Annotated in this window: 20 protein-coding genes and 2 pseudogenes; 14 read left to right on the top strand and 8 right to left on the bottom strand. The window is 59.1% G+C overall.

The genetic code is table 11. From position 1 onward, the window contains the following. Positions 1–4: 4 nt before the first annotated feature. Positions 5–1,510: a hypothetical protein gene (locus OKW40_RS27810; RefSeq protein WP_429492701.1), complete on the top strand. Its 1,506-nt coding sequence runs from the start codon at positions 5–7 to the stop codon at positions 1,508–1,510. 776 nt (positions 1,511–2,286) lie between these two features. On the opposite strand, the pseudogene OKW40_RS27805 reads toward OKW40_RS27810, so the two are convergent. Both OKW40_RS27805 and OKW40_RS27800 read right to left on the bottom strand, forming a co-directional pair. Then, positions 2,287–3,378 (bottom strand): annotated as a pseudogene (locus OKW40_RS27805) (ISL3 family transposase); the annotation flags it as partial. A gap of 451 nt (positions 3,379–3,829) precedes the next feature. Beyond that, complete coding sequence (locus OKW40_RS27800; protein ID WP_429492699.1) at positions 3,830–4,924, bottom strand: hypothetical protein; 1,095 nt, start codon at positions 4,922–4,924, stop codon at positions 3,830–3,832. Positions 4,925–5,683: 759 nt separating this feature from the next. On the opposite strand from OKW40_RS27800, the gene OKW40_RS27795 reads away from it, so the two are divergent. The 5 genes and pseudogenes from OKW40_RS27795 to OKW40_RS27775 all read left to right on the top strand — a co-directional run bounded on the left by OKW40_RS27795 (position 5,684) and on the right by OKW40_RS27775 (position 12,167). After that, entirely contained in the window at positions 5,684–8,467 is a 2,784-nt protein-coding gene (locus OKW40_RS27795; protein WP_429492697.1) for an integrase catalytic domain-containing protein, read from the top strand. After that, entirely contained in the window at positions 8,445–9,551 is a 1,107-nt protein-coding gene (locus OKW40_RS27790) for an AAA family ATPase (RefSeq protein ID WP_429492695.1), read from the top strand. The genes OKW40_RS27795 and OKW40_RS27790 overlap by 23 nt, the downstream gene beginning before the upstream one ends. After that, positions 9,548–10,930: a TniQ family protein gene (locus OKW40_RS27785; RefSeq protein WP_429492693.1), complete on the top strand. Its 1,383-nt coding sequence runs from the start codon at positions 9,548–9,550 to the stop codon at positions 10,928–10,930. Before OKW40_RS27790 ends, OKW40_RS27785 begins: the two co-directional genes overlap by 4 nt. Next, positions 10,923–11,342 (top strand): annotated as a pseudogene (locus tag OKW40_RS27780) (TniQ family protein); the annotation flags it as partial. The gene OKW40_RS27785 and the pseudogene OKW40_RS27780, both read left to right, overlap by 8 nt. Positions 11,343–11,471: 129 nt before the next feature. Further along, complete coding sequence (locus tag OKW40_RS27775) at positions 11,472–12,167, top strand: hypothetical protein (RefSeq protein WP_429494015.1); 696 nt, start codon at positions 11,472–11,474, stop codon at positions 12,165–12,167. A 55-nt stretch (positions 12,168–12,222) separates the two neighbouring features. Here the strand turns inward: OKW40_RS27775 and OKW40_RS27770 are convergent, their stop codons facing one another. From OKW40_RS27770 to OKW40_RS27760, 3 genes are all read right to left on the bottom strand, one after another. Next, on the bottom strand, positions 12,223–13,557 hold the full coding sequence (locus OKW40_RS27770; protein WP_429492691.1) for an SUMF1/EgtB/PvdO family nonheme iron enzyme: 1,335 nt from the start codon (positions 13,555–13,557) through the stop codon (positions 12,223–12,225). Between the two features lie 114 nt (positions 13,558–13,671). Continuing rightward, positions 13,672–14,439 (bottom strand): helix-turn-helix domain-containing protein, encoded by a 768-nt coding sequence (locus OKW40_RS27765; RefSeq protein WP_429353055.1) that lies wholly within the window; start codon positions 14,437–14,439, stop codon positions 13,672–13,674. Between the two features lie 221 nt (positions 14,440–14,660). Further along, positions 14,661–15,128 (bottom strand): universal stress protein, encoded by a 468-nt coding sequence (locus OKW40_RS27760; protein WP_429353056.1) that lies wholly within the window; start codon positions 15,126–15,128, stop codon positions 14,661–14,663. A 281-nt stretch (positions 15,129–15,409) separates the two neighbouring features. Here OKW40_RS27760 and OKW40_RS27755 point away from each other — a divergent pair, with 281 nt between their 5' ends. After that, positions 15,410–16,099: a FadR/GntR family transcriptional regulator gene (locus OKW40_RS27755; RefSeq protein WP_090807327.1), complete on the top strand. Its 690-nt coding sequence runs from the start codon at positions 15,410–15,412 to the stop codon at positions 16,097–16,099. A 55-nt stretch (positions 16,100–16,154) separates the two neighbouring features. Here OKW40_RS27755 and OKW40_RS27750 read toward each other — a convergent pair whose 3' ends face one another. Beyond that, positions 16,155–16,748: an acyl-homoserine-lactone synthase gene (locus OKW40_RS27750; protein ID WP_184063270.1), complete on the bottom strand. Its 594-nt coding sequence runs from the start codon at positions 16,746–16,748 to the stop codon at positions 16,155–16,157. Between the two features lie 156 nt (positions 16,749–16,904). On the opposite strand from OKW40_RS27750, the gene OKW40_RS27745 reads away from it, so the two are divergent. Beyond that, on the top strand, positions 16,905–17,222 hold the full coding sequence (locus tag OKW40_RS27745) for an XRE family transcriptional regulator (protein WP_429492689.1): 318 nt from the start codon (positions 16,905–16,907) through the stop codon (positions 17,220–17,222). On the opposite strand, the gene OKW40_RS27740 is transcribed toward OKW40_RS27745, so the two are convergent. Together OKW40_RS27740 and OKW40_RS27735 are read right to left on the bottom strand one after the other, a co-directional pair. Next, positions 17,206–17,910: a helix-turn-helix transcriptional regulator gene (locus tag OKW40_RS27740; RefSeq protein ID WP_090807322.1), complete on the bottom strand. Its 705-nt coding sequence runs from the start codon at positions 17,908–17,910 to the stop codon at positions 17,206–17,208. The two genes, OKW40_RS27745 and OKW40_RS27740, sit on opposite strands and share 17 nt — an antisense overlap. Before the next feature lie 331 nt (positions 17,911–18,241). Further along, positions 18,242–18,430: a hypothetical protein gene (locus tag OKW40_RS27735; RefSeq protein ID WP_429353058.1), complete on the bottom strand. Its 189-nt coding sequence runs from the start codon at positions 18,428–18,430 to the stop codon at positions 18,242–18,244. A gap of 56 nt (positions 18,431–18,486) precedes the next feature. Here OKW40_RS27735 and OKW40_RS27730 point away from each other — a divergent pair, with 56 nt between their 5' ends. The 6 genes from OKW40_RS27730 to OKW40_RS27705 all read left to right on the top strand — a co-directional run bounded on the left by OKW40_RS27730 (position 18,487) and on the right by OKW40_RS27705 (position 24,912). After that, a complete protein-coding gene (locus OKW40_RS27730; protein ID WP_429492687.1) occupies positions 18,487–19,476 on the top strand; it encodes a dihydrodipicolinate synthase family protein in 990 nt (329 codons plus the stop codon). Further along, positions 19,473–20,417, top strand: coding sequence for an SMP-30/gluconolactonase/LRE family protein (locus OKW40_RS27725; protein ID WP_018423605.1), 945 nt, complete (start codon positions 19,473–19,475; stop codon positions 20,415–20,417). Before OKW40_RS27730 ends, OKW40_RS27725 begins: the two co-directional genes overlap by 4 nt. A 248-nt stretch (positions 20,418–20,665) precedes the next feature. Next, a complete protein-coding gene (locus OKW40_RS27720; RefSeq protein ID WP_090807316.1) occupies positions 20,666–21,835 on the top strand; it encodes an extracellular solute-binding protein in 1,170 nt (389 codons plus the stop codon). A gap of 172 nt (positions 21,836–22,007) precedes the next feature. Beyond that, a complete protein-coding gene (locus OKW40_RS27715; RefSeq protein ID WP_184063283.1) occupies positions 22,008–23,087 on the top strand; it encodes an ABC transporter ATP-binding protein in 1,080 nt (359 codons plus the stop codon). Next, entirely contained in the window at positions 23,084–23,971 is an 888-nt protein-coding gene (locus OKW40_RS27710) for an ABC transporter permease (RefSeq protein ID WP_090807312.1), read from the top strand. Before OKW40_RS27715 ends, OKW40_RS27710 begins: the two co-directional genes overlap by 4 nt. Then, complete coding sequence (locus tag OKW40_RS27705) at positions 23,971–24,912, top strand: ABC transporter permease (protein ID WP_184063285.1); 942 nt, start codon at positions 23,971–23,973, stop codon at positions 24,910–24,912. The genes OKW40_RS27710 and OKW40_RS27705 overlap by 1 nt, the downstream gene beginning before the upstream one ends. Positions 24,913–24,917: the final 5 nt, after the last annotated feature.

The raw sequence follows: 24,917 nt of genomic DNA, 5'->3' as shown, positions 1-24,917 counted from the left end.
CGATATGACCGCCTATCCCTCCGTCAACTGGTGGCCCGGGAATCTCCGCCCGTATGAATCGAGGCTGTCGGTTGTTGTCCGCTTCCGGGCGTTGAACGGCATCAGCAGCCACCGGTGTCTAAGTTTTGTGAACATTGCCCTGAACCCAGATTCGCCGCTGCCGCACGAGGAGGCAGTTCGTCTGTCGGAGATCCTGCATGAAGCGTTGCCGGATGTCCTGGCTATCTTTTCACCATCCATCGTTTTCGAAAATTGTGGGCACTACGCTCCCCCGCCAAACAGGCGCGATCGTCATCGCGTGCGCTATTGCGACGCATGTGCACAGCGCGGCTACCACAGCTATCTGCATGAGCTGGGTTGGCTTTCCAGATGTCCGTTCCATATGTGCGAACTGAAAGACGCATGGGTCGGAGTGCATGCAGATTCCGTCGCCGTCGGACACATGGCTGCACTCAACGTCGTGATGCAGGAGCGCTGCAGGTCGTGGCCGCATTGCGACAACTCGTTTCCTCCCGGCGAAGATGAATATCTGTCGCTTCTTGGAGACTGGGTCACCCGCGCTAGCCTGGCCGCAGAATCCCGGTCGCGAAGAGAGATATGGCGTTCAGGAGACGACGGATTTCCGGGAGACCTCTCGTTGGCCCAGGCGTTTGGGCAGTTGCGTGCTCTGGTGCCGATGCCTGAAGCAATTGAGTCTCTCTTTGCGGAAGCCGGAGACACCTGGGGCATGGAGACCTGTCGGTTTCCGCAGCAGACCAGAATCAAGCTCGAGCAGTTCCAGTCACGAGGTCTCGGATTCGCCCGCATCTTGGACTTCTATAAGTGCATCGGCGCGTTTTCAGCGGCCCGGCCTTCTTTTGTCACCCGCGCCAGGCATGCCCAGGACTCTCTCCGGGAGCGCCACGGCATCTGTCGGTGTGAATGGGAACTGACGGTTGAAGGGTGGCACCCCAACTGGGTCAAGGTGCATGCGGAGGAACGCAAGCACTGGTCGTTCCGATGTCCATTTGACGTTGCGATTGCTGAACTTGATCTCTGTTGGGCACGTCAGGATCCGGGGCAAATCAGCCGCAATCCAACGCAAAACCTGTTGTGTTTCGTTGGACTGGCTCAGGAAATGCATGCTGCGGGGCTTGTCCGATATGCAAAGGGTTCGAAGTTATCAACCAAAGGATACCTTTATACCGATCAACAGATTGCGTCGTGTTGCGAGTGGGTTCACGATTCAGTGCTCTCAGACTTACTCGAAAAGGCGGCCGACTGGGAAGTCGAGGCGGCACACATCGCTGTTTCGCGGTGGTTAAATAACATTGATCATGGTCTTCAGCCAGGGCAACGAGATGACCCAAAATATTGCACCCGCCTGCGCGAAACCGACGATGGTTTGTCGCTCATTCGGTGGGTCAAAAACTCGAAGGGCCGGCAGCCTTCTGCAGGCGTTTCGCGACGAACCGGCTGGACCGGGAAACAGAATAACGGCGTGGAGACCAACAAAAATGCCCCGGCGTGAGCTGCTTACTGTGACCCAGCGCTTCGAACTGCTGGCCTTTCCTGACGATGAGCGTGCGGCAACTCCGCGGCGATCATGACCGGCTCGGCGTGGCCGCGCTCATGATCTATCTGCGTTATCCTGCTGCGTGGAGTGTACGGGCTGCTCACTGAGCCGCTGGCCGACTATCACGACGCACCGGAAAGCCCACGCCTGGTAGCTAGCCAGGGGTGGGGAACAAAATTACTTGCAAAACGGGAACAAATTTACTTGAACCAACGGCAGGCGCACAAGCCGCGCGAGCATCGGTGTCAATTTGACATAAATATAATTGTCATCGGGTTTTCTTGTAGGAGTGCTTGGCATAGGTGCGGATGTTTTCTAAGCCGGGGTCCCATCCGAACCATACGAGTCAGCACGTAGGGAGACGCCGCCGGAGTTGCCCGGGGCGTAGCGGTGATAACCCGCGCCTTATCGCGGCAAGCGCTCTTGGCGTGCCGCGCGCGGGAGAGGGTTGGAGCACCATCCGGCGGCTGATCGGCCATAGCCGACTTCCAGCGATACGAGGGGTGCGTCGATGCAGCCACGAAGCGGACGTTGGCGCCGAGCAAACTTGTGGCCTGAAAGGGATGCCGGTCACGGACCGCCAGAGCCTGCAAATGGAAGCAGGCGATTCGCATCTACCGCGTACCGCGTCCTTGGGCCTTGGGAATATGCCTGCTCTGAGTCCGTATCACCTTCAGATCTTAAGCTTTAAGGGGTCTTCGCGGAAAAGTGTGATGAAAAATCTCCATTTTTCAGATTCGAGGCAGCATGCAAGTGAGGATCTTCAGGCGCAGATACTCCTCATCTCGCAATCCGTACGCGCGTCGTTGGATGACCCGAATCTTGTTATTGAGTCCCTCAACGAAGCCGAGCGGCACCTTGTTTTCTGGCTTGCAATAGGAAGCAATCCCCTCCCAATGACGCTCGACCATCGCGGCAAACTTCTCATAGGGCTTCAAACGCTGCCACCTCAGGCTGGATTTCCAGTTCTCGAAGAAGCGACGTGCCCAGCCTTCGCGCTCGTAGTCCCACAACTGTCCGAACGACTCCTTGAGCAGGTACGCGGTATTCAGCCGTCGGTTCGCTGCGAGAAGCGTCTTCAACGAGTTCCTGCCTTCCATCGACAGGTTTTCGCGATGACTAAGCAGAACGTACTTCTGGCCTTTGATGTAGCGCCGCTGCTCGCCTTGCAGGCGAGCCTATTCGCTCTTGCGCACTTCATCCAGGGCTTCGTTGAGCTGCTTTATGACGTGGAATTTGTCGTACAGGATGGCCGCATGCGGCACGCGTTCCTGCGCGACGTTGTAAAACGGCCGCCACATGTCCATCACGACAAGCCGGATGCCGCGGGCCTTTTTCTCGCCCAGCCAGTCATAGAACTGATGCATGCTGGCCTCCTTTCGATCTTCGCCACCGAACCAGATCGCACGGCCCCGTATCAGGTCGCTCACAACAATGCGGTACGTCTGTCCCCTGCCAATCGAAATCTCGTCTATGCCGATGACCTTCGGCCCAGGCGTGCCGAACCGCTCCAGTTGCGCCCGCATGTACTGCATCTCGAGGTCCTTGACCGTGTGCCAGTGCAATCGCAGTTCGTCGGCCACGTCCTTGATCGTGCTCTCGCGACAGCGACGACCAACGTACCACGCGAAGCGCTTCGTGTAGTGAGGGTTGTCCGCCAGAAAGCTCAGTCGTTCGCCTTTCACGCTGCCATCGCATCGACAGCGGACCCGACGAGCTTCGAGTTCCAGGTAAATCCGTACGTCGCCGTTCGGCAGATCTCGAACGCGACGCACCGTGCGATCGTGGATCGAGCACCGTCGACCACATCCCTTGCAGGCCGTTTTTTTGAGCGCCGAACCAGCGTGACTACGCGTGCCATGCGATCACCGAAGACACCGCGCAGCGCTTCGCAAGGACGGAATCCGTCGAACCGGTATGCGTCGGAAAGACGCTTGAGTTTGCGTGAAGTAGCCATCGCGAAATCATGCCCGATTTCGCGAGGCAATCAAGACGCGCGAACCCTTACCCAGATTGGCTCTCCGACGTTTTCATCATGAAAAACCATCACACTTTTCCGCGAAGATCCGCTTTAAGATTGAGGAGCGGTAACGTTTCAAAAAACCGCCGCCCAAAAAATATCGCAGCCTGAGACTGCGGTTCCTCAATTTCGGCTCTAAAGACGACCAGCGATCAGGAGACCGTCGGGTATTATTCTGCCCGGACATCCGAAAGGGTTCTTCCGCCGAGGTGGCCGTCGCCGTCTTGCTGGGGCGTGCGCAGTTGAGTGGGGGATCAGGGCCCGTCGCGGATCACCAAATGGCGTGGTTTTGGTGGGTAATTGTAGAAATCGGTTGGTTTTGGCGGATGATTGTAGAAAAAGCTGGGGCGACGTTCCATCTGCAGTCTCCTCTTTTCAATTTCGTATCTTCTGAAATCGTCGCGACTAGAGGACAGGGAGTTTTGAGGCTGTAGCAGCCTGTGAGCACTACCCGTTTCTTTGTCGAACAGGCGCAAATTTTCCCTTGTTTCTTCGTTCCCGCCACGTTGCATTGGACGCGCACCTATATTAACGCCGTATGAAGTAGGTTTTGGAAAGACGTTTTCTAACAGATGGGGCCATGTTTGTGAAATATAAGTGGGTGCCAGTCCGAGGCGCATCCGTTCGATAGCACCATCGTCATCCCAAAGGGCCGATTCCAGCAGCCGGAACCACTGCTTCTCAAACTCTGCAAGGAAGGAGCGTTGCGGGCGGTCGCCAGACCGGATGAGGCGTGCAACCATGTTCCAGAAGCGTTTCTCCCGCCGGCGCGCCTCAGGACCAAATCCTGGTATTGTAGCTATCCGCACTACTTTGACGCTCTTCGGTAGACCTATTGAAACGTCACCTCTCCGTACCACGGAGGGTTCGCGACTCGCGAGTAGCGTCATGTACGGGTCGAAAATGTACCGGAATACCGGATCAGCGTTGTAAAGCTTCCTGTGGAACATGGCGATGCGGGTAGCTAGGGACGCGCACTCTTCTCGATCTGCGCCGCGCACTTGCGCCAGCCGGAATTCTGCCCATGCATGGACGTAACAGTCCAACGAACTTGCGTCTTGCCCAGCGGGCGTTACATCGAGAACATGCCGGAGTTCATCCGGTGTCAGCCGCATTTCAATAAGAGCCCACAGCGGAAGGTCCAACCATACCTTCGCGCGTTGAGCGCCTGGAAACCGGTCAACCTCGGCTATGAGATCGTAGCCATACTTGCCGCGAGCGCCAGGGATCGGTGCGCGCAACCCGCGAAGATACTGATAGAAAAGTTTGCTGCTGGGTGCGGCCGTACATGGGGTGCCGTCAGGGTACGCTGTCGCACGAAAAAAGATGCTGGCTTTCGATGCCGTCATACCAGTGCCAATTAAAGCGGCGCACGCCCATGCCATCCCTCTGAGGCCGTTGATTCGACGGGCCAGAGGCACCTCACCTTGCGCCTGCACATCAGCTGTGGGCGGCCAAAGCAGGCCGAGCCAACGCCCGTCGTTTCGTGAAGAGTAGGTGCGCGTACCAGGATCTTGTCTCATGCTCGCGAATACACCAGTTCGTTAACCCAGAAAAGCGCGCTCAATTTACGCTTTACTCGACGTCTGAAGCTAGAGCTAAATGTGCGCCAGCGCACGTAGACGCGCCTGTAACACCTGTCCGAACACACTTCGTTGTGGCCGACGGTCGATGCTGCGAAACGACGTACCCGGCAGCAAGAGAGCCGGACGGTAGTTGATAAGGAATTGACATCATGCGAAAGGGTCGTCCTTTCGTCTGACATGGAGGAACGCATGAACGAGCCCTGACTAAGAGGGCTGATAAGGAAAAGGCCTCACGGGCGACAACCCGAGAGGCCTTAATTGAACTGCATCGAACTGGTGTGTCGACGCATTCATCCTAGTCAGCCTCTTCCCCCGTGTCAAGCGAATTGCGACCTTGTTCATCAAGGTCGCTGGTCGCGCACGTCTCGAGACATTGCCTGCTCAGATGCGAGTGCAGCGAGTGGAATAAACCGCAATCAGAAACGCAAGCCTGCCGATCGTGCAATGGTGGCGGCCACTTTCGTGCTATCGCGAGGTGGTTTTTGCACAAGTTAGCGGTTGTTTCCAGCGATGCGAGACCCAATGAGCAGTTCTACTGTGGGAATGAAGATGCTTTCAAACTATGAATTTGAAAAGTACGCAGCAAAGCTCGGTCTATCCGGGCACAAGTTGACTCTCATCGAAAGCATTCGTGATCGCGTGCCCGACAACGCCATAGACGTTCGCCAGCGCGACAACTCAATCGTGTACATGACGTCCAAAAAAATGCGAGGACGCCAGTTTCGAACACGAAGCCGCTCTCTTCATGCGAGCGCTATGAAGTGGCACGAATCTAACTCGAAAGTGCTCGAGTACTACACAAATGTACATACCTTCGATCTAGTCAACTGCGACGAAAACGGGCGTGTCCGCAATCGTCAGTCACACACCATCCAGGCGTTGGTGCTGGAAGGCGAGCCCATCTTTGAAGACTGGCGAGAAGAAAGTGACCTTGTCGAAAGGGAAAAACGGGACGCTGAGCGCTCCATCAAAATGACGCGTTACTACCGCGACGGGAGTGGTCGCTGGCACGACCGGTTGCTCGAAGAAAAGTGTGCAGAGCTGGGTCTTACGTATCGGCTCTGCACCAGTCGCGATATTCCCCGCATTTTTCTCGAGAACATGCGGATGCTGGATGATTTTCTTGATGAGCGAAATCCTTTACTGTCGTCCGACACCGAAGCGCGTCTTCGTGAAATGGTCGCTCGCGAGCCCGTGCGGTATACCGAAGCGCTTGATCGCGATGGGTTGGGTGCCGATGCGCTCCTTTCAGCGATCGCTTCGGGGGTCGTCTATGTCGACCTATCGCGGGTGGCAGTTCGGGATTTCGAAAATCTGATGCTCTTCCGTGATGAAGGCATGAGTAGCGCGTACAGATGTATGGTGGAGAGCCAGCTTCCTCAGGAGCCTCTGCCGTTGCCTGGGCTTGGAAGTTTGAAGCTCGGCATGATCGTACGCTTCGACGACCAGGAGTGGGAAATCATTCATGAACGATTGGATGATCAGCCCGAGGTGCTCTTTCGGACGCGAGAGGGTCATCAGTTGGTAAAACCGCGGAATGAAGCTCTACAGCTTGTGCTAGCGCAAGCTGATCAGCAAGCGCGGCGTGAGATTCTTGACTGGGAGAAGCGACGTTCACTCGCGAATCTCAGTTCAACCGCGCTGAAGAGGGCCGCGGCCAAGTACGCAGCTATCAGGGACGGCACCTGGACCTTTTCCAAGGCAACGCTTTCGAGAGCTCGATGCGAGATTAAAAAAGCCAACTCGATTACTGAAGCGATCTTGGCGCTTGCACCACGCGACGCGGACAAGGGTTCTCGAGCTCCCCGTCTTCCTCCTGCTGTTGAAGCATTAGCAAAGGACTGGATCACAAAGGAATATAACACGCCAAACGCTCCGAGCGCGCAGCAGGTGTTCAACAAATATATCATCGAGTGCGCGGAGCAGGGACTGTGTCCCATGTCATATGTGACCTTCCTTTGTCGGGTCAAGGAGCATCGTAGTATCCACGACCGACACGGAAAGCGTGTCGCGTATAGCGATTCCGACATTCCCTTGGTCCTAGACATTCGTGAACCGGTTCATGGGCTTTTCCCGCATGAAGTTATCTATATTGACCACACGCAACCTAATCTCATGACCGCCGGTCCCCATGGCGAAGATTGGGAAAAGGTTTGGATATCGGTCGCGGTGGACGCTCATGTCCCTACGCCGCGGGCGTTATATGTTAGCTATGACGCACCGTCTGCGTGGTCCGCCCTGATGGTGTTGCGTGACTACGTCCGTAGGTGGCGACGCTTGCCGCGAGTTGTCGTCGTTGACGGCGGGAAGGAGTTTCGCACCCATGCGTTTCAGCTGTTTTGCAAGATATTCGGCATTGACATACGTTATCGGGGACCTGGGCGTCCGCGAGGTGGTGCACCGGTTGAGCGGATGTTCGGTGTGACGGAGCAGGAATTCTTTACGGGACTTGAAGGGAGTTCGATCCAGCTGAAGGAGGCGCGAATGACGACGAAGTCGACCTCGCCAAACCAGTATCGAAAGTGGACGTTCCCTGCCTTGTGCCGTGCGCTAGATCACTACCTGTTCCAGGTACGTCCGTTGGATGTTCATCCACGGCTCGGAATACCGCCACGAGAATTTGAAGATGCGAGGCTTCAGCAAACTGGCCGGAGAGATCACATATCTATCGAATTCGACGAGAATTTGCTGATCCTCACGTGTCCCACGCCACCTCGACCGCAGCATTGCGTCTATCCGCATCGTGGCATATGGGAAAACGGACGCTACTACTGGCACAGCAGTTTTTCCAAACTCACTCGGAAGAATCTCGACGTGAGAATAGAACCATGGTTGGCGCAGATCATTTACGTCTACACCGGGTCGCGATGGGATGTGGCGACGGCTCGAGACGTTGAGCCATTGCGAGGCCGGACACGATACGAACTCAATCAGGCCATCCGCGAGAAAGAGCGCTTTGCACGCTTGCAGGCGACCAGAGAGCGCCGTAAGCCAGAGCGCGCAAAACGCCTTGTGGAATCCCGAGAGCCGCTCAACTTTGACGAGACGATCGCTGCAAAACAGCGAGTCATGAGTGACTATTACCACTCCCTCGGTCTCTCAGTGGCAAAACATGAAGCAAAGCCGCTTTTGGAGGACCGAGGCAGTCTAACTCTGCAATCACGGCATAGGTCGCTCGATGCGCCGCAAGAGATCTTAATTAGCGAGTCCGAGGCCGATGTTCGGCCAGCGCAACAATCTTCCTTTGAACCTTTTGAAAATGTCCGTCATATCGGAGATATCGATGAAGAAACTGGAATGCTCTGATCACATCCGCGAGATCTCGATCGAAGAACGTCTCTACTACGCTCGCCTGTCTCGCGATAAGGCTTTGAATCTTTCTGCGGAGGAGAAGCGACGATACTTTTATTCAATCCAAGTGAAACATCGGAACCTCTTAACTGTAGAGAAAGAGATATCTCGTTATATCAGTGGCGATACTGATACAAGAATCCTAACGCTGATTGGCCCACCTGGCGCAGGGAAAACATCACTGATCTTAAACGTGCTAGCGAATCGTCTCAAAGCCACAGAGATGGGCCAAATTCCATTCGTCTCGGTGTCGACCCCGGCGCACGGCAGCAACAAAGTCCCTTGGAGCGAGATGTACCGGAAGATATTACGTGCCGGTCGGGAACCGCTGATCGATCAAAAGCGTGTAACTGACATGACAGGTGAGACAGTCAAAGTCCGTAGCAATTCTATGGGCAGCTTGTCAGCTTTGCGAGACGCGGTCATGAGTATGTTGATAAATCGCAAGACTAAAATTCTCGCCCTAGATGAAGTACTTCATATGTTGCGTTTTGGAAACCACGAAGCTTTAATGGATACGTTCAAGAGTCTTGCCGACGAAACATCGTGTCAGATCCTTCTGATTGGATCGTACGACCTCTTCGGTCTTGCGACGACCTATGGACAAGTCGCTCGGCGTGAGGAGATCTTCTATCTCGGCCGGTATGGACACAACGTTGATGAAAAAGGAAATTCAGATAAAGAAGCAGATGCACGAGATGTCGAAGAGTACAGGAATATCATTAGAAAACTACAGGATAAGTGGCCCTTGGAAGATGTTCCGCAGTTCGCAAATCTGGCCTCTGACCTCCTCCTTATGACCTTGGGAATCGTCGGTCTGTTAAAGGAGTTTATGACACAGTGTCTTGTTCTACAGATGGAAAATGACGGGAAATGGGACAACGATTTCGTTCGTCGCGCCATGAAGAAGCCGTACGTTATCAAAAAGATACGAAAAGAGGTGGAGAGCGGCGAGAAAGAAATGCGGAATGAAGGCTTCTTCAACGATGGAGCTCCAGTATTCGCGGAAGCCATTCGCGTAATCAGGCGGACGGCATGAATACAGACGCTAATCCGATTCATTTTGCTGAAGGCATGCATGTTGAAGACCATCCAATGTCGGGTGGTTTTTCCGACACCGCCTTATACCCGCTGATACCAATCGCCTTCGGGACGCCGTTAAGTGAGTCTTCTGTGAGTTATCTTTGCCGATTGGCTAGTGCACATCACGTCGCTGTCGATGTACTCGTGAACCAAGTCCTTGCGAGATATTGCGACGACGATTTCGCTATCTGGCGCCATTTCTCGACGTGGAAAAGGAGCGCGGCAATAAACATATTCACGACAAGAAGAACGACGCAGCTGCTTTCTGCGTTGAAGATGGCAACTGGTGTCGTGGCACTTGAAAATCTATCACTAGGTGCGCTTGGCGAGGTATGTGACCTGCGCGGAGCGTCGTCCGACATTCAACGCCACTGCCCCCAATGCTACGCCAAGGATTTGGATTGGCGGCGTAGTTATCGGCCGCTACTGTGGGATCTGAAGCTGGTTCGAGTCTGCCCGGAACACGGTGTGGCGCTCATGCCGTCGGTATGTGGAGCTGCGCGGCGCAGCAGACTGTCGCTTTGGAACCGACATCATATCTCCGGCGCTTGTTCGACATGCGGGAGTATAGGCTATCAGTGCGCTGCTAATGAGGAGGTATCCGTCAGTGATTCCGACGTGTGGGTTGCCCAGGAGTTAGGAGATGTCGTTGCTCGTGTCACATCGGGCGAGACTTTTCTGACTGGCAATGTACATCGGAGTGTTATGCATCTGGCGTCGTTGATTGGGGACGGTTATCCCTACCGCACGGCGTCTATTTGTGGAATCAGCAAAGCTCGTCTTTTTGACTGGATTAATCAAAAAAAGTTGATTCGCCTTGCTCCTCTTGTCGCCTTATGCGCGGCTGCAGGAATCAGTCTCCTCGACGCATTGCGGGGCGAAGTTGGAGCCAGCGGGAAACGGGTAAGCCACAAATATTCGCCGGTCCGCGGTAGTGGAGATGCGGTTTCGCCTTTAAAGCGGGATGATCTGATACGGGACGCGGGGAGAGACAGTGCATGTCCATCCTTAGCCAGCGTAGCACGCTCAATCGGGTTAAGTACAAAGTATCTCTCACAATGTTACCCGGTCGAGGCTCGTGAAATCGTATGCCGACATCGCAAAGCGCAGCATCGACGGACGCTGCAACGGCAGCTGGAAGCCGACCAGTTGATCGCAGGCGTTGCCGCAGAATTGCGAGCGCAAGGATTCCGCGTCACAAAGAGGAACATCTGGCTTCGTACGAGAATCATGGTCACGAGCCAATCGAGGTTTGAAAAGGCGTGGATGAAGCTCCACGAAGCGTCCGTTGATATTAAGCCCTTAACAATATCGGAGAGTGATCCAGATGACTAACGCTACCGTGCTATATCCACTGGTGCCGAATGGTGTTGGTACGTGGAATTGTGAAACTATTCTCAGTTACATGGCGAGATTGGCCGCCGCGCATAATGTATCACTCAATGCGTTATGTGATTTTGTGCGCATGCATACAGCGGAGGCGGATTGGGAGTCGTGGAGGAATCCGGTCGTGAACCTCTCCCTTCGAGTCCCAGACGCATTCATTGAAACTGTCATGCGCTTGACGGGGAATCCTTTGATATCGCTATGTTCGCTAGAAGGACTCAGTGACGTTGTTCATCTACACAAAACCAGAAACTTTCGGATGCAACGGCATTGTCCAAAGTGCGTCAAGCAGGTGTCGTATCCTGAGGGATGGAGCCGTCTCCTTTGGACCATAGATCTGGTCGAAGCATGCCCCGATCATGGCGTTCTGCTCGTAGATTCAACGTGCGGCGGCGAACCCAGCGATTGGGTATATCAAAGTGATCGAGCTTATATACCCGGTGTTTGCAGGAGCTGCCGTAAGAAAGGTTTTTCTTGTGTTCGGACTAAGGTGAGAAAGGCTTCCGTTCAACAGCTATGGGTGTCGCGCCAGGTAGGAGATCTGATTGCCGCCGTATCTAACGGTGAAAAGTTCAACTTAGAAAAATTGTGTGATGGTGTGGAGCGCATCATTCGACATAGGTGGCGAGTTACGAACCAAGCCGCAAGGTCACTTGGTTTGGCATTTAATACGGTGTCTTCGGCATCCACGGGTAAGGCGTCGGTCGGATTGCGGCTTCTGCTTTCATTGTGCTCCTCCGTTGATATAGGACTGGTTGATCTCTTGCGAGGCAAGCGTGCTACGCTTAAAAATTGCGAGCCGATTATTTTCCCGCGGTACTTCACGACTCAGAAGCAGCTACGAGACGGCAGCGTGTTGCGGCGCGAGGTCAACGGCATATTGAAAAGTGAGCCCGATATCAGGATCGGGCAACTCGCCGATCGAATAGGCGTGAAATCTTGCGTGTTGTATCGGAAGCTGCCCGATGTGGTGCAGCAACTGCGCGCTAATCGACTGAAACGGATGTCTCTGGAGCGCTGGAGAGTGCATCTGCGGTTCGCGCGGAAGCTGCGAACCGCCAAGCGTCAGCTAGAAGATGCTGGGCGCCAGCTAACCACCGTGAGCCTTTTTCAATGTGTTAAGGTGATACCGCGATGCGAGGAGGAGATCCGGTTGTACCATTTCGTGCGAGATCGCTTGGCATGAAGAATAAATTAAAGCATATGCTGACAGAGTTAAGCATATCTTGAGAAAAGTTGCATTAAAGCGGAAGCTGCATTTTGGTATCAACTTCCGCTTTATTTGTCACCCGCACACACCGAAACCCCGCATACACATACTGATAATGCGGCTGAAACCAGTTGCGAAATTCCGGCCGCAGCATGCACAGCGCGGTACGCGCCGAGCCGCCCTTCAGCACGTAGTGCTGCCCATCGAAGAAGTTGGCCGAATAGCCGGGATAGAACGGAAACGCTTCGAAGCCCGGCAGCGCTTCGAAAAGCGTCGAGGTCCATTCCCAGCCGTTGCCGAACTGACCTTCCGCGCCGAACGTGCTGACGTTGTCCGGATGCGCGTCGACGGGCCGTGGATCCCAACTGCGGAAATCGAAGTTCCCCGACGCCGCTTGCGGCGCACCGTGCGCCGCGCGTTGCCATTGCGCCTCGGTCGGCAGGGTTTTGCCGGCCCAGCGCGCGTAGGCGCTCGCTTCGGCGTGGCTCACGTAGACGGGCCAGTCGAGCGGCAAGGGCACGTCGTCGAACATCGTGCGCAGCGTCCATGCCGGGCGACCGTCTTGCGCCGTGGGTTGCGACCAGCCAGCGGGATGCTCGATGCGCTCCGCTTCCTTCCATGCCCAGTCCTTCGGCGACCACCACTTCGGCTCGCGATAACCGCCGTCTTCGATGAACTCGAGGAACGCACCGTTCGTGACCATGTATCGATCGATCTCGAACGCGGGCACGTCCACGCTCATTTCGCCGAACTCATTATCCCAGCCGAAGCGGCCGGCCTCGCGCGGCATGCCGAGCACGGCCGTGCCGGCCGGCACGCTAACCATCGACGACAACGCGTCGCGCTGCTCATCGCTCGTCACCACCGGCTCGCGCAACGCGGTGTTCTTCTGCGCGAGAGGCAACTGATGGAGCATGTACGCGAGCGTTTCCGCATGCATCAACCGATGCTCGATCGCGACGTTCAGCAGTTGCACGGCCGCCTTGTCGTGCGCCGCGCTGCCGAGTTCGTCGAGCGCGGTGTCGATCTGCCGGCGCGCGCGCGTCGCATACTCGCGCACGGCGGCGAGCGACGGCCAATCGCTGGGTTGATCGGTGGGAAAGCCGCCGTCTACCGGATCGATGCCGAAGGCGAACAACTGGTCGAGTTCCGGCGCGAAAGCCGGCAGATCGAACAGACGCTGGTCGAGCAGATTGCGATCGAACGCTTCGAGATGGCCGATGTAGAACACGACGCGGTGACGCTCGCGGATCGGCCGTTCATAGAGGTAGTCGGGTTTGACGATCGCAAACAGGTCGTCGGTGACTTGACGCGCGTCGAGCAGGCGCTGCACGAGCGGATGATGCGGGACAGGGTCGCGATTCATTGGGGCCGGGTCTCCATGCAACACGGTTGCCGTAGGGGGACGGTCTGAAAACTCTACCCGCTCGCAGGCGGCGTGCCAAGACTAACAGCGCGACCGTCCAGGCCAGCCCGGCCGCTAGACCTGCCGCAAGCCTTGGAGATCGACGATGTGAATGTGCTTGCCCCGCGTGTCGATCAGGCCGCGTTTTTGAAATCTTGACAGGGTACGGCTGACCGTTTCGAGCGTCATGCCGAGGTAGCTACCCATGTCCTCGCGCGTCATACGCAGATTGAACTCCGACCACGAGTAGCCGCGCTGCGCATTGCGCTGTGACACGTCCAGCAGAAAGGCGGCGACGCGTTCGTCGGCGGACAGCGAGCCGAGCACCATCATCTGCGCGGCTTCGCTGACGATCTGCGTGCCCAGTAGCTTGTGCATGCGTTCCTGGATCGAACTGATTTCGCGACACAGCAGCTTCAGCGCGCTATAGGGAACGATGCACACCGTGCTGTCTTCCAGCGCGACGGCGCTGCACGCATGGAGGTCCGCGCTGATGCCGTCGAGCCCGAGCGGCTCGCCGGCCAGACGCAGCCCGGTGACCTGCTCGCGGCCGTCGCGGTGGACCATCACGGTCTTCATCGAGCCGGAGCGCACCGCGTAGATATTGTCGAAGCGGTCGCCGCTGCGATACAGCGCTTCGCCGCGCGGCACCGAGCGCGCCGAACAGATCAGCGTTTCGAGCTTCGGCAGTTCCTCCGCCGACAGCCCCTGCGGCATGCAGATCTCACGCATCGAACAGCTGGAGCAGCGCGCGGCGGTACGTGCGGCTGCGCGTGCCGCCACGGCCTCGCGGTTGCCGGCGGAGCGGGTCGAGGAACGGGTCACAGCAGTAGGATTCAGCATGTTCGATTATTGGTAGTGGTGAAATTGTCCCACCCGCTATGACCCGCAACTGGCGGCAAAGTGACGCGTTCGCTGCTCGGCAGTCCGAGCAACGGCGGTGCTCTGACGAAAGTGAGAAGGTGAGCCGCCGCGGCCTATATCGACGTCGCCCGTCGACGGGTAGCGTGGCTCGATTCCGGCAAGGCAGGGCGTGGCGTGCCGCCCCGCGCCTGATGAAAGAGTCAGGCGGGTTCCTTGTCGGTGCCCGCGGCGGACGGTACCAGCAGAACCGGAAGAGTGGCCTGGCGCACGCAGCGTTCAGCGACGCTGCCGAGAATCAGCCGCTGAAAGCCACGCCGGCCGTGCGTGCCCATCACGAGCAGGTCGGCGTTGAATTCGGCGGCGGCCTGCAGCACGATCTCGGCGACATCGCCGAGCGACGAAGCCTCGGAGACCGCCGGGTCGCCCTTCACACCTTGCTCGGCCATCGCTTTCGAAAACTCGGCACGCAGCTCCTGGCCTTCCTCGATCAGGCGGTTGCGCAGGATCGACGGGTCGTAGCCGGGCGCCTCAAAGTACATCGGCGTGTTTTCGACGACATAAAATGGCCGCAACACCGCGCCATTCGATTTGGCGAGATCGAGCGCCGCTTCGAACGCACGGCGCGAGGTATTGCTGCCGTCGACCGCTACAAGGATGCGAGTGTACATATCGGCTCCGAGTCAAAAATGCGTCTGCCACATTGCTAACCGCGGCAGGTTTATTGATCTTTTATACCAATGAAGCTTAGATGATTGCCCGAAAAGATGCACCGGACCAGGATGTAAATCAAACACTGGCCAAATATTCCGGCGCGGCGCGGACAAAATGGCGGACGCGGCGGCGTGCGCGAAGCAGCCTGGCATGCTTACAACCCGTAGAACTTTGCTGAAGCCGAAACAGGGTTGGCCTTACAATCAAGCCATATTCAGACAAGCTGGCCAGTCCGCTGATGAACGATCGAAAAACCAAGGGCTTACCCGACCAGATCTACGGCGACATTCTCAACCGCATCCTCGAAGGCGAGTACAAGGAAGGCGAGCGATTGCCGACCGAGCACGCGCTGGCGGAGCGTTTCGCCACGTCCCGACCGACCGTGCGCGAAGCGCTCGCGCGATTGCGGGCCGACGGCATCATCTCGACGCGGCACGGCTCTGGCACGACCGTCGCGCGGCGCCCCGATCCGGACGTACGCCGCTTCGCGCCGCTCGAAACGCTGTCCGATATCCGCCGCTGCTATGAGTTTCGCATCGTGACCGAGGCGGGCGCGGCCGCGCAGGCAGCGCTGAAGGCCGACGCCGACGACATCGCCGCGATCCAGCACGCGTGGGACGAGCTCGAGCGCATCATCGAGGCGCAGGGGATCGGCGCGAAGGATGACTTCCTGTTTCATCAGGCGGTCGCGCGCGCGTCGAAGAATCCGTTTTTCATCACGGTGATGTCGTTCATCGAGGAGCAGATCCTGTTCAGCATGAACCTGTCGCGCAATCTGTCGCTCGTCAAGACGGTGGAGCGGCAGCGGCTGGTGCAGGCCGAACACATGGCGGTGCTCGACGCAATCCGCCGCAAGGACGCGGCGGGCGCAGGGGCCGCAATGCGCGCGCATCTCGAGAACGCGCTGGAACGGATGTTCGGTTCCTGAGTCCGCGCGCGGGTGAAGGCGTCGCGACTTTTGTCAGGCCGCGCTTCGGCGCGGCTCAAGCAGCGACGGCGACCGGCCCGAACAGCGAGGTCAGCGTTTTCGCGCTCACCGCGACGTCGAGCGCGACGGCCCGCTCGATGCCAATCTGCAGCGGCGGCCCGAGCCGGCTGATGTCGAGGCCGGCTCGGCGCAGCATCCTCTCGATCGGCGTGGTGGTCACCGTGACGTAATGCGTGATGCCCATGTGCTGCGCGAAGCACATCACTTCCTGAATTGCGCGGATTGTCATATCCGTGAAACCAAACGACTGTTCCTCACCGCCGGTCTCGATCGCCCAGCGGCTCAGTTCCCAGATATGTCGCCCGACCGGCGCGGCCGCGCCATGCAGTAGCTGCGGGAAGGTGTCTTTCAGCATGTTCGGACCTTCGGTCGGCATCAGGCGCCAACAGCCGCGCAACCGTTCGTCTTCGCCCTGAATCAGCATGTAGTACGGCCCGAGCGCGTCGTAGCCGTCTATCTCCATTCCCGCGATGGTCGGAATTTCCCAGCCGAGCCGGCCGTGAAAGACACGGGCGCGCAAGCGGTACATCTCGTTGATCAGTTCGTTGTCGAATTCCTGCCGGAGTCCAATTCGGATCGTGGTTTGCATGACGTTCTCCTGTACGCGTTGGGGGGCTGCCAGATACGCAGGAAAACTTATGCATTCTGAATCTTTGCGCCACCTACCTACCTGGATAGGTGTGGATGCTTATCGGGTATATCAGAATTCAGACACGTCTCCGCCCCCAACCTACAAGGGTCCAAAATGGAACTCCTCGACAATCACTGGCAACCGCAAACCCACCTCCAGGCGCGTCCTTCGGAGCTCTCTTCGGCAGTGGATCGCGTTCTGATCATTGCCTACCGGAAGAAGAAAAAAGAGAGCCAGCGCCGTTTCTGGGCTCGCTTTGGCGTCACGCAATCGCGCGGCAGCCGCTTCGAGTCGGGCGCGGAGATCCCGGCGCCGGTGTCGATCCTGCTGGGTCTGTACTTCATGAAGACCGTGTCGGACGCCGATCTGGGTCGCGCCGAGCGTGTGATGTACAGCCGCGACGCGGCCGCGCTGCTCAACCCGGGTCAATAAGCCCAAGCTGCGCCGCGATCACGGCTGCCGCACGCCGCGAATTCACGCCGAATTTCGCCCTGATGTTTTTCATATGGAAGTTCACCACCGCTTCCGAGCAACTCAGGATGTGAGATATCTCCCACGTGGATTTGCCGCGTGCGGTCCATTTCAGACATTCTCGCTCGCGCGGCGTGAGCTTTGGCATCAAGGTCTGCGCATGTGAATTCAGATGCTGTTTGCTGGTGTCGATCACCAGGTCGCGCAACAGCACGAGGTTCGGCAACGCGGCGTTCACATGGCGCCTGAACCCGTCTGACGGCTTGTCGTCATTGACGAAGCACATCATGCCGGCTTCCTGATTCGGCCCATGAATTGGCAGCGTCACGCCCGCGCTCAGGCCGTACGAGCGAGCTTCCTCATACAGGGATTGCTGCGCCGGGCTGGCGAAAATCTCGGGCGTCCAGACCAGCGGCGATGAGCGTGACAGGCAGTGTGCGACCGTCGGATCGATATGCACCATGCCTTGCTCGTCGTACGTCTGGCGCCATGCCGGTGCGTAAGTGCTGCGCAGGTAAGCGTCCTCGAGACGCATGGTTGGCCGCGGCAGCATCGCGACCAGAATCTTGTCGAAGCCCCACGTTTCGGCAAAGCCCGTAATTACGCCGAACCATTCCGCCTCGTCGGCGGCGTCCAGTAGCGGTGCCATCTGCTCGATAAAGTGTAGCGGCAATTTTTTGGCTCTCTCAGGCTCGCAAACATCCCGTTCGCGGTTATTGGCAGACAAACTTCGGTCCGCTCTTTTGGTCCGCATAATCTATCACTAAAAACTCGAACGCAATGCGCCGGTGCTCCGCGGGGTAAACGATAGCCGCCACGTGATAGCAACGCCGGCGTCGCCTATTATTATGCTGATTGAAATAAATCTTTAACCCGGCCGGGCTTCTCGGGTGCGCGGCGCGGCTAATCGGCATCCGGCGACAGATTTTAATATGTTTCGTTGACGGCATTATTTCGTCGCGCTTTAAACTAAATCGTATTTACTCGATTATCTCGGAAAGCGGGTTATTGCTCGCCGTGTCCTTGTTGCCAAAAAAAGCCTGCGCCGATTCCGCTGGCTGCGGGCCCGCTTCATTGTTATACAAAAGGAAATTTCGTGATCGGCTCCCGCGCAAATCGCCGCCGATGGCATGCTGGGCAATCGTCACGCGCAGGTTGTTTGACAACATTGTGATGCCGATGCTACCGTGAAACCTCCGCCTAGCGCGTTTCCGCGTCAACCATCATGAACGAATCACCGCTTAGCGACGGCGAGTTCGCCGCGTCGGTCATGGCCGTGCCGCCGCTCGCGCGCCGGGCCGACTACACGCTCGACCCTGCCCAGAATCTCGCGCTGATCCGCCATATCGAAGCGGGCGGCGTACGCACGCTACTGTATGGCGGCAATGCGAACCTTTATCACGTCGCGGTCAGCGAATACCGCGAGCTGCTGGACCTGCTCGCCGAGGCTGCGGGTCCCGGGACACGGGTGATTCCGGCGCTGGGTCCCGACTACGGCAAGATGCTCGATCAGGCGCGCATCCTCGCGCAGACGCGTTACCGCACGGCGATGGTGCTGCCGCTCGGCGGCTTCACGACGTCCGAGGGCGTCGAGACGGGCCTCACGCGGATCGCCGACACGGCCGGCACGCCGCTCACGCTGTATATCAAGAGCGAAAACTACGTCGCTGTCGATACACTCGCGCGGCTCGTCGAGCGTGGGACGCTGAGCGCGGTCAAATATGCGATCCCGCGCGACAACCCCGCTGACGATCCATATCTGCGCCGGCTGCTGCAACGCGTGCCGGCCGCGAAGATCGTATCGGGCATGGGCGAGCGGCCGGCGCTCGTGCATCTGCGCGAGTTCGGGCTCGCAGCGTGGACGACCGGAAGCGGCTGTATCGCGCCGAGCATGGTGATGGCGCTGCTGCGCGCGGTGCAAAGCGGCCGGAGCGCCGGTAACGCCGTTAGCGCCGATCACGACACCGCCCAACGTCTCTACGATGCGTTCATGCCGCTCGAAACGCTGCGCAACGACATCTCGCTGATCCGCGTGCTGCACGATGCAATCACGTTCACGGGCCTCGCCGACATGGGGCCGCTGCAGCCGCTGCTCAGTTCGACACCGCGCGAGCATCATGCGAAGATCGCGCAGACCGCGCGCACGCTGCTCGCTCTCGAGCGCGAGTTCGCGCCCACCCAATCGAACCGCTCCGACACGCAGACAACCCCATGACCGATCACAGCCGACGCTATCCCGATCCCTCCATCCGTGTGTTCGATCCGCGCTTCAAGTCGTTGATCATCGCGTCGGCGTCGGTCGAATGCTTGTATCAGGGCACGCGCTGGTCGGAGGGGCCGGTGTGGTTCGGCGACGGCCGCTATCTGCTGTGGAGCGACATTCCGAACGACCGCATCCTGCGCTGGGACGAAACGACGGGCGCGGTCAGCACGTTCCGTCAATCGTCGAACAATGCGAACGGCCATACGCGCGATCGCGAAGGGCGTCTCGTCAGTTGCGAGCACCTGACGCGGCGTGTGACGCGCACCGAGTACGACGGCTCGATTACCGTGCTCGCCGATCGCTATCAAGGCAAGCGCTTCAATTCGCCGAACGACGTGGTCGTCAAATCGGACGGCTCGATCTGGTTTACCGACCCGACCTTCGGCATCGAAGGTTTCTACGAGGGCGAGCAGCAACAGTCGGAGCTGAAGGCGTGCGTGTATCGGATCGACGGCCAGTCGGGCGAGGTGTCGATGGTCATCGACGACGTGCTCGCCCCGAACGGTCTCGCGTTCTCACCGGACGAATCGCTGCTGTACGTGGTCCAATCGCGCGGCGAGCCGCGCAAGATCCGCGTATTCGATGTCGAGGCCAATGGCAAAGGCACGACGCTGTCGAACAACCGCGTGCTGATCGACGCGGGTCCGGGCACCCCGGACGGTTTTCGTGTCGACACGCATGGCAACTTGTGGTGCGGGTGGGGCATGGGCACCGACGAGCTCGACGGCGTGCGCGTGTTCAGCCCGCAAGGCGAGCCGCTCGGCCACATCGCGTTGCCAGAGCGTTGCGCGAACGTTTGCTTCGGCGGACGGCATCGCAACCGTCTGTTCATGGCGGCGAGCCACGGGTTGTATTCGCTGTTCGTCAATACGCAGGGCGTGCGCGGAGGTTGAGCAGTTGTCCGCTAACCAGACAACATGTATTGCTACTCGCGGCGAGGGCTCGGGTTTGCCCTTAACCCGCGGTGCCGGGCATTGAACGACAAGGATTTCAGGTTAAACGAGCCATTTTCTCGCCCGACCCACATCTCGACTATTTGCTTGACATCGGCTGTTGCGCTTCGCTATGTTCCCTTGGTAGAAAGACACCGCCCGCAACGCATCGACCAGCGGGCTTCCATACCAAGAAGCGAGGAGACGCAATGACTGTTTCGCACAGGTTGTCGTTCAAGCTGGTATCCGTCTGTATCGCCGCGAGCGCGGCGTTCACCCTTGCCGCGCACGCGGCCGATCCGGTCACGATCAATATCGTCGACGTGGCCGGCGATCTTCAACTCACGCAGAAGGGCTTCGAGGCGTTCAAGGCGAAGAATCCGAATCTCGTCGCGAACATCACGTTCACGAACGCGCCCGCGCCGCAATTGCCCGGCAAGATCAAGGCGATGCAGGCCGCGGGCCGCTCCGACATCGACCTCGTTTTGACCGGCACCGACGCGCTCGCGGCCGGCATCGAACAGAACCTGTGGATCAAGCTGCTGCCCGACAACGCGGCGCAGTTCCCCGGCGTGCTCGACAAGTACGCGCCGGGCCCGCGCAAGATGCAGGATCTCGCGCAAGGCTACGGGCTCGAGGTCGCGTATATGCCGGCTGGTCCGCTGCTCGAATACAACCCGGCCAAGGTCAGCGATCCGCCGAAGACACCCGAGCAACTGCTGCAATGGTGCAAGGCCCACCCCGACAAGCTGATCTACGCGCGGCCGGCCAATTCCGGTCCTGGCCGCACGTTCCTGATGGGCTTGCCCTACGTGCTCGGCGACAAGGACCCGCAGGACCCGGTGCACGGCTGGGACAAGACGTGGGCGTTCCTGAAGCAGTTGAACGACTGCATACCGTACTATCCGGGCGGCACCTCGGCGGTGATGAAGGAACTGGGCGAAGGCACGCGCGACATGACCGTGACCGTGACCGGCTGGGACATCAATCCGCGCGCGCTCGGCATCGTGCCGGCCGACTTCCGCGTACAGCCGTTCGACAACATGACGTGGGTCAACGATGCGCACTACATGGTGATTCCGAAGGGCGTGCCGAAGGAAAAGCTCGACGTGCTGTACAAGATGATGAACTTTATGCTGGAGCCCGCGCAGCAGGCGCTGACCTATGACGACGGCTACTTCTATCCGGGTCCGGCGATCAAGGGCGTCACCGTCGAGCAGGCGCCCGCGCACAGCCAGGAGGTGCTGAAAAAGTATGGCCGCCCCGAATACGCGAAGATGTTGGCCGATCATCCGCATGCGTTGCCGCTGAACGCAGCGGCGATGGTCGCCGCCTTCAAGAAGTGGGATAGCGAGATCGGCGCGCAGAAGACCCAATAGGCCTTCACCAATGCGACGGGAAACGGGGCAAAACGCAGCGCGGCGTGAGGTTCCGCCGCGCTGCGTGTTTTCAGCGATCACGCGCGTCTCGGCTTGAGTGCCTGATGCGCCGCGCCCACCGCAAGCGCGGCACTCGCGACATCCGTCGCCTCACGCGGAGCAGGGAACCGCCATGAAGCATCACTTTGAGCAGTTGCGGCTCGATTCAGTGAGCCGCAGTTTCACGAACCCGCAAGGCCACGCGATCGCCGCGCTGCAGGGTCTCGATCTGACGATCCGGCGCGGCGAGTTCATCGCGCTGCTGGGGCCGTCGGGTTGTGGCAAATCGACGGCGCTGAACTGCATCGCCGGATTGCAGCCGCTCACCGGCGGCGGCATCTGGCTCGACGAGCGGCGCATCGACGTGCTGCCGCCGGAAAAGCGCGGCTTCGGCATGGTGTTCCAGAACTACGCGCTGTTCCCGCATATGAGCGTGCTGGAGAACGTCGGCTTCGGGCTGAAAATGCGCGGCGTCGGCAGAAGCGAGATCGCGCGCCGTGCACGCGAGGCCTTGAAACTGGTGCAACTGACCGGTCATGAGCACAAGCTGCCCGGCCAATTGTCCGGTGGCCAGCAGCAGCGTGTCGCGATCGCGCGTGCGATCGTGATCGAGCCGCCGCTGATCCTGATGGACGAGCCGCTGTCCAATCTCGATACGAAGCTGCGCATCGAAATGCGCGCGGAAATTCGCCGCATCCATACGCAGCTCGAACGCGCGACGCTGTACGTGACGCATGATCAGGACGAAGCGCTGTCGATGGCCGATCGCATCGTCGTGATGAGGGAGGGCGTCGTGCAGCAGGTCGCGACGCCGAAGGAGGTCTATACGCGGCCGCGCAATCTGCATGTCGCGCGCTTCATGGGTTATCGCAATGTCGCCGAGTTCACGCTGGAGGGCATGCAAGGCGATGGCGTCGTGGTCATTGCGAACGGCGTGCGGCTTATCGGCACGCCGATGGCCGGCTTCGACGGCAAACGCGTGAGTGTCGCGCTGCGCCCCGAAGACATGGAGCGCGCCGAGCCCGGCGCCGACAACGCGTTCGAGGCGCTGATCGACGCGGTCGAATACGGCGGCCACGATTCGCTGCTGCGCGTGAAGACCGCGTTCGGCGACGTGTGGGCGCGCGTGACCGGTGAATGCGCGGAGGGCGAGCGCATCACGCTGCGCGTGCGGCCGTCGTGCGTGCTCGTCTACGACGCCGAGGCCGCATGAACACGCCGACGCTCGTCCCCCCGCTTACGTCCCGCGCGCCGCGCGATGCCAAGGCCTGGCTCGTCGCGCCCGCGCTGCTCTTTATCGTCGCGCTGTTCATCTATCCGTTCGCGTATGGTCTCGCGCTGTCGTTCCGGCCGATGAACGGCGGCGGCGTGTGGGCCAACTATCTGACGTTCTTCACCGACACGTCGATGTGGCCGACGATTTTCGTTACGCTGAAGCTGTCGGTGCCGGCCACGCTGATCAACGTCGGCGTGTCGGTGCCAGTCGCGTTCGCGCTGCGCCGCTACTCGCGGTATCAGAAGATCGTCACGACGCTGTTGGTGATCCCGGTGACGCTCGGCACCGTGCTGATCGCCGACGGCATGCTCACGTACTTCGGTCCGCACGGCTGGCTGCCGCAGGCGTTGCAGGCGCTGCATCTGTACACGCAAGAGGTGCGGCTCACGCACAACTTCACGGGCGTGTTGCTGTCGCTGATCGTGTCGGGCTTTCCGTTCGCGTTTCTGCTGACGCTGTCGTACGTGACCGGCATCGACCCGACGCTCGCAAGCGCGGCCGCGACGCTCGGCGCGAGTCCGTGGCAGCAGTTTCGCCGCATCTATCTGCCGCTGCTCGTGCCGGGGCTCACGATGGCCGCGTGTCTGTCGTTCGTGCAGGCGTTCTCGGTGTTTCCGTCGGCGGTGCTGCTCGGCGCGCCCGCGGGTCCGACGCGCGTGATGTCGATTGCCGCGGCCGAAGCCGCGTTCGAGAGCTACGACTATTCGCTCGCATCGGCGATCGCGATGGTGATGGGCTTCGTGCAACTGCTGGTGGTCGCCGCGCTGCTCGGCGCGCGCCGCTGGTTCTATCGTGGTCCCGTAACGGGAGGCAAAGGCTGATGACGACCGATCGTCGCGCGACGCAGCCCGACTGGTCCGCGTCCACCTCCGCTTGCGCGGCGCCTCAGCCGGGCGACGGCGCCCGCGAGCCAGCACAACATGCGCGTCAGCGCGCGAATCTGCCGGGCCGCATCTGGCAGGTGCTGGTGTGGGCCGTGATGGCGTTCTTCCTGATCAACGTCGTGCTGCTGATTGCGACCGTCGCGGTGAATTCGATCGCGACGCGCTGGTTCGGCACCGCGTTGCCGCAAGGTTTCACGTTGCACTGGTATGCGCAGGCGTGGAGCGACTTCCAGCTCGCGAGCGTGCTGTGGGTGACCGTGCAGGTGGTCGGCGCGGTCGTGTTGCTGTCGGTGCTGCTCGGCGTGCCGGCTGCGTATGCGCTCGCGCGCGTGCAATTCCGCGGCAAGCGCCTTGCGATGCTGATCTTTCTGCTGCCGTTGATGGTGCCGCCCGTCACCTACGGCATTCCGATGGCGACCGCGATGTACAAGGTCGGACTCGCCGGCACGCTATGGGGCGTGATTCTTGCGAATCTCGTACCGGCGCTGCCGTTCGTGATTCTGGTGATGACGCCGTTCATCGAGCAGATCGATCCGAATCTCGAAGCGGCCGCGCGCATTTTCGGCGCGAACACGTTCCGCTATTTCCGTTACGTGCTGCTGCCGCTGCTCGTGCCGGGCATGCTGGCGGCGGGGCTGCTCGTGCTGGTGCGCACGATCGGCATGTTCGAGCTGACGTTTTTTACAGCCGGTCCGGCCACGCAAACGCTGGTGGTCGCGTTGTACTACGCTGTGTTTTCGACCGGCGTGCGCGCGCCGCAATCGATCGATGCGATGGCGATGATCTATATGGCGATCACGTTGATCTGGGTGCTGATCGCACTACAATTCGTGAGCCCGACGCAGATCGTGTCCCGCGTGAAAGAACAGAGGCGCTGACGCAT

Source organism: Paraburkholderia sp. RAU6.4a (assembly GCF_050435625.1).
Lineage (GTDB): Bacteria > Pseudomonadota > Gammaproteobacteria > Burkholderiales > Burkholderiaceae > Paraburkholderia > Paraburkholderia tuberum.
The sequence above is the reverse complement of the archived record's forward strand: the minus strand, read 5'-3'. Positions and strand labels throughout refer to the sequence as shown.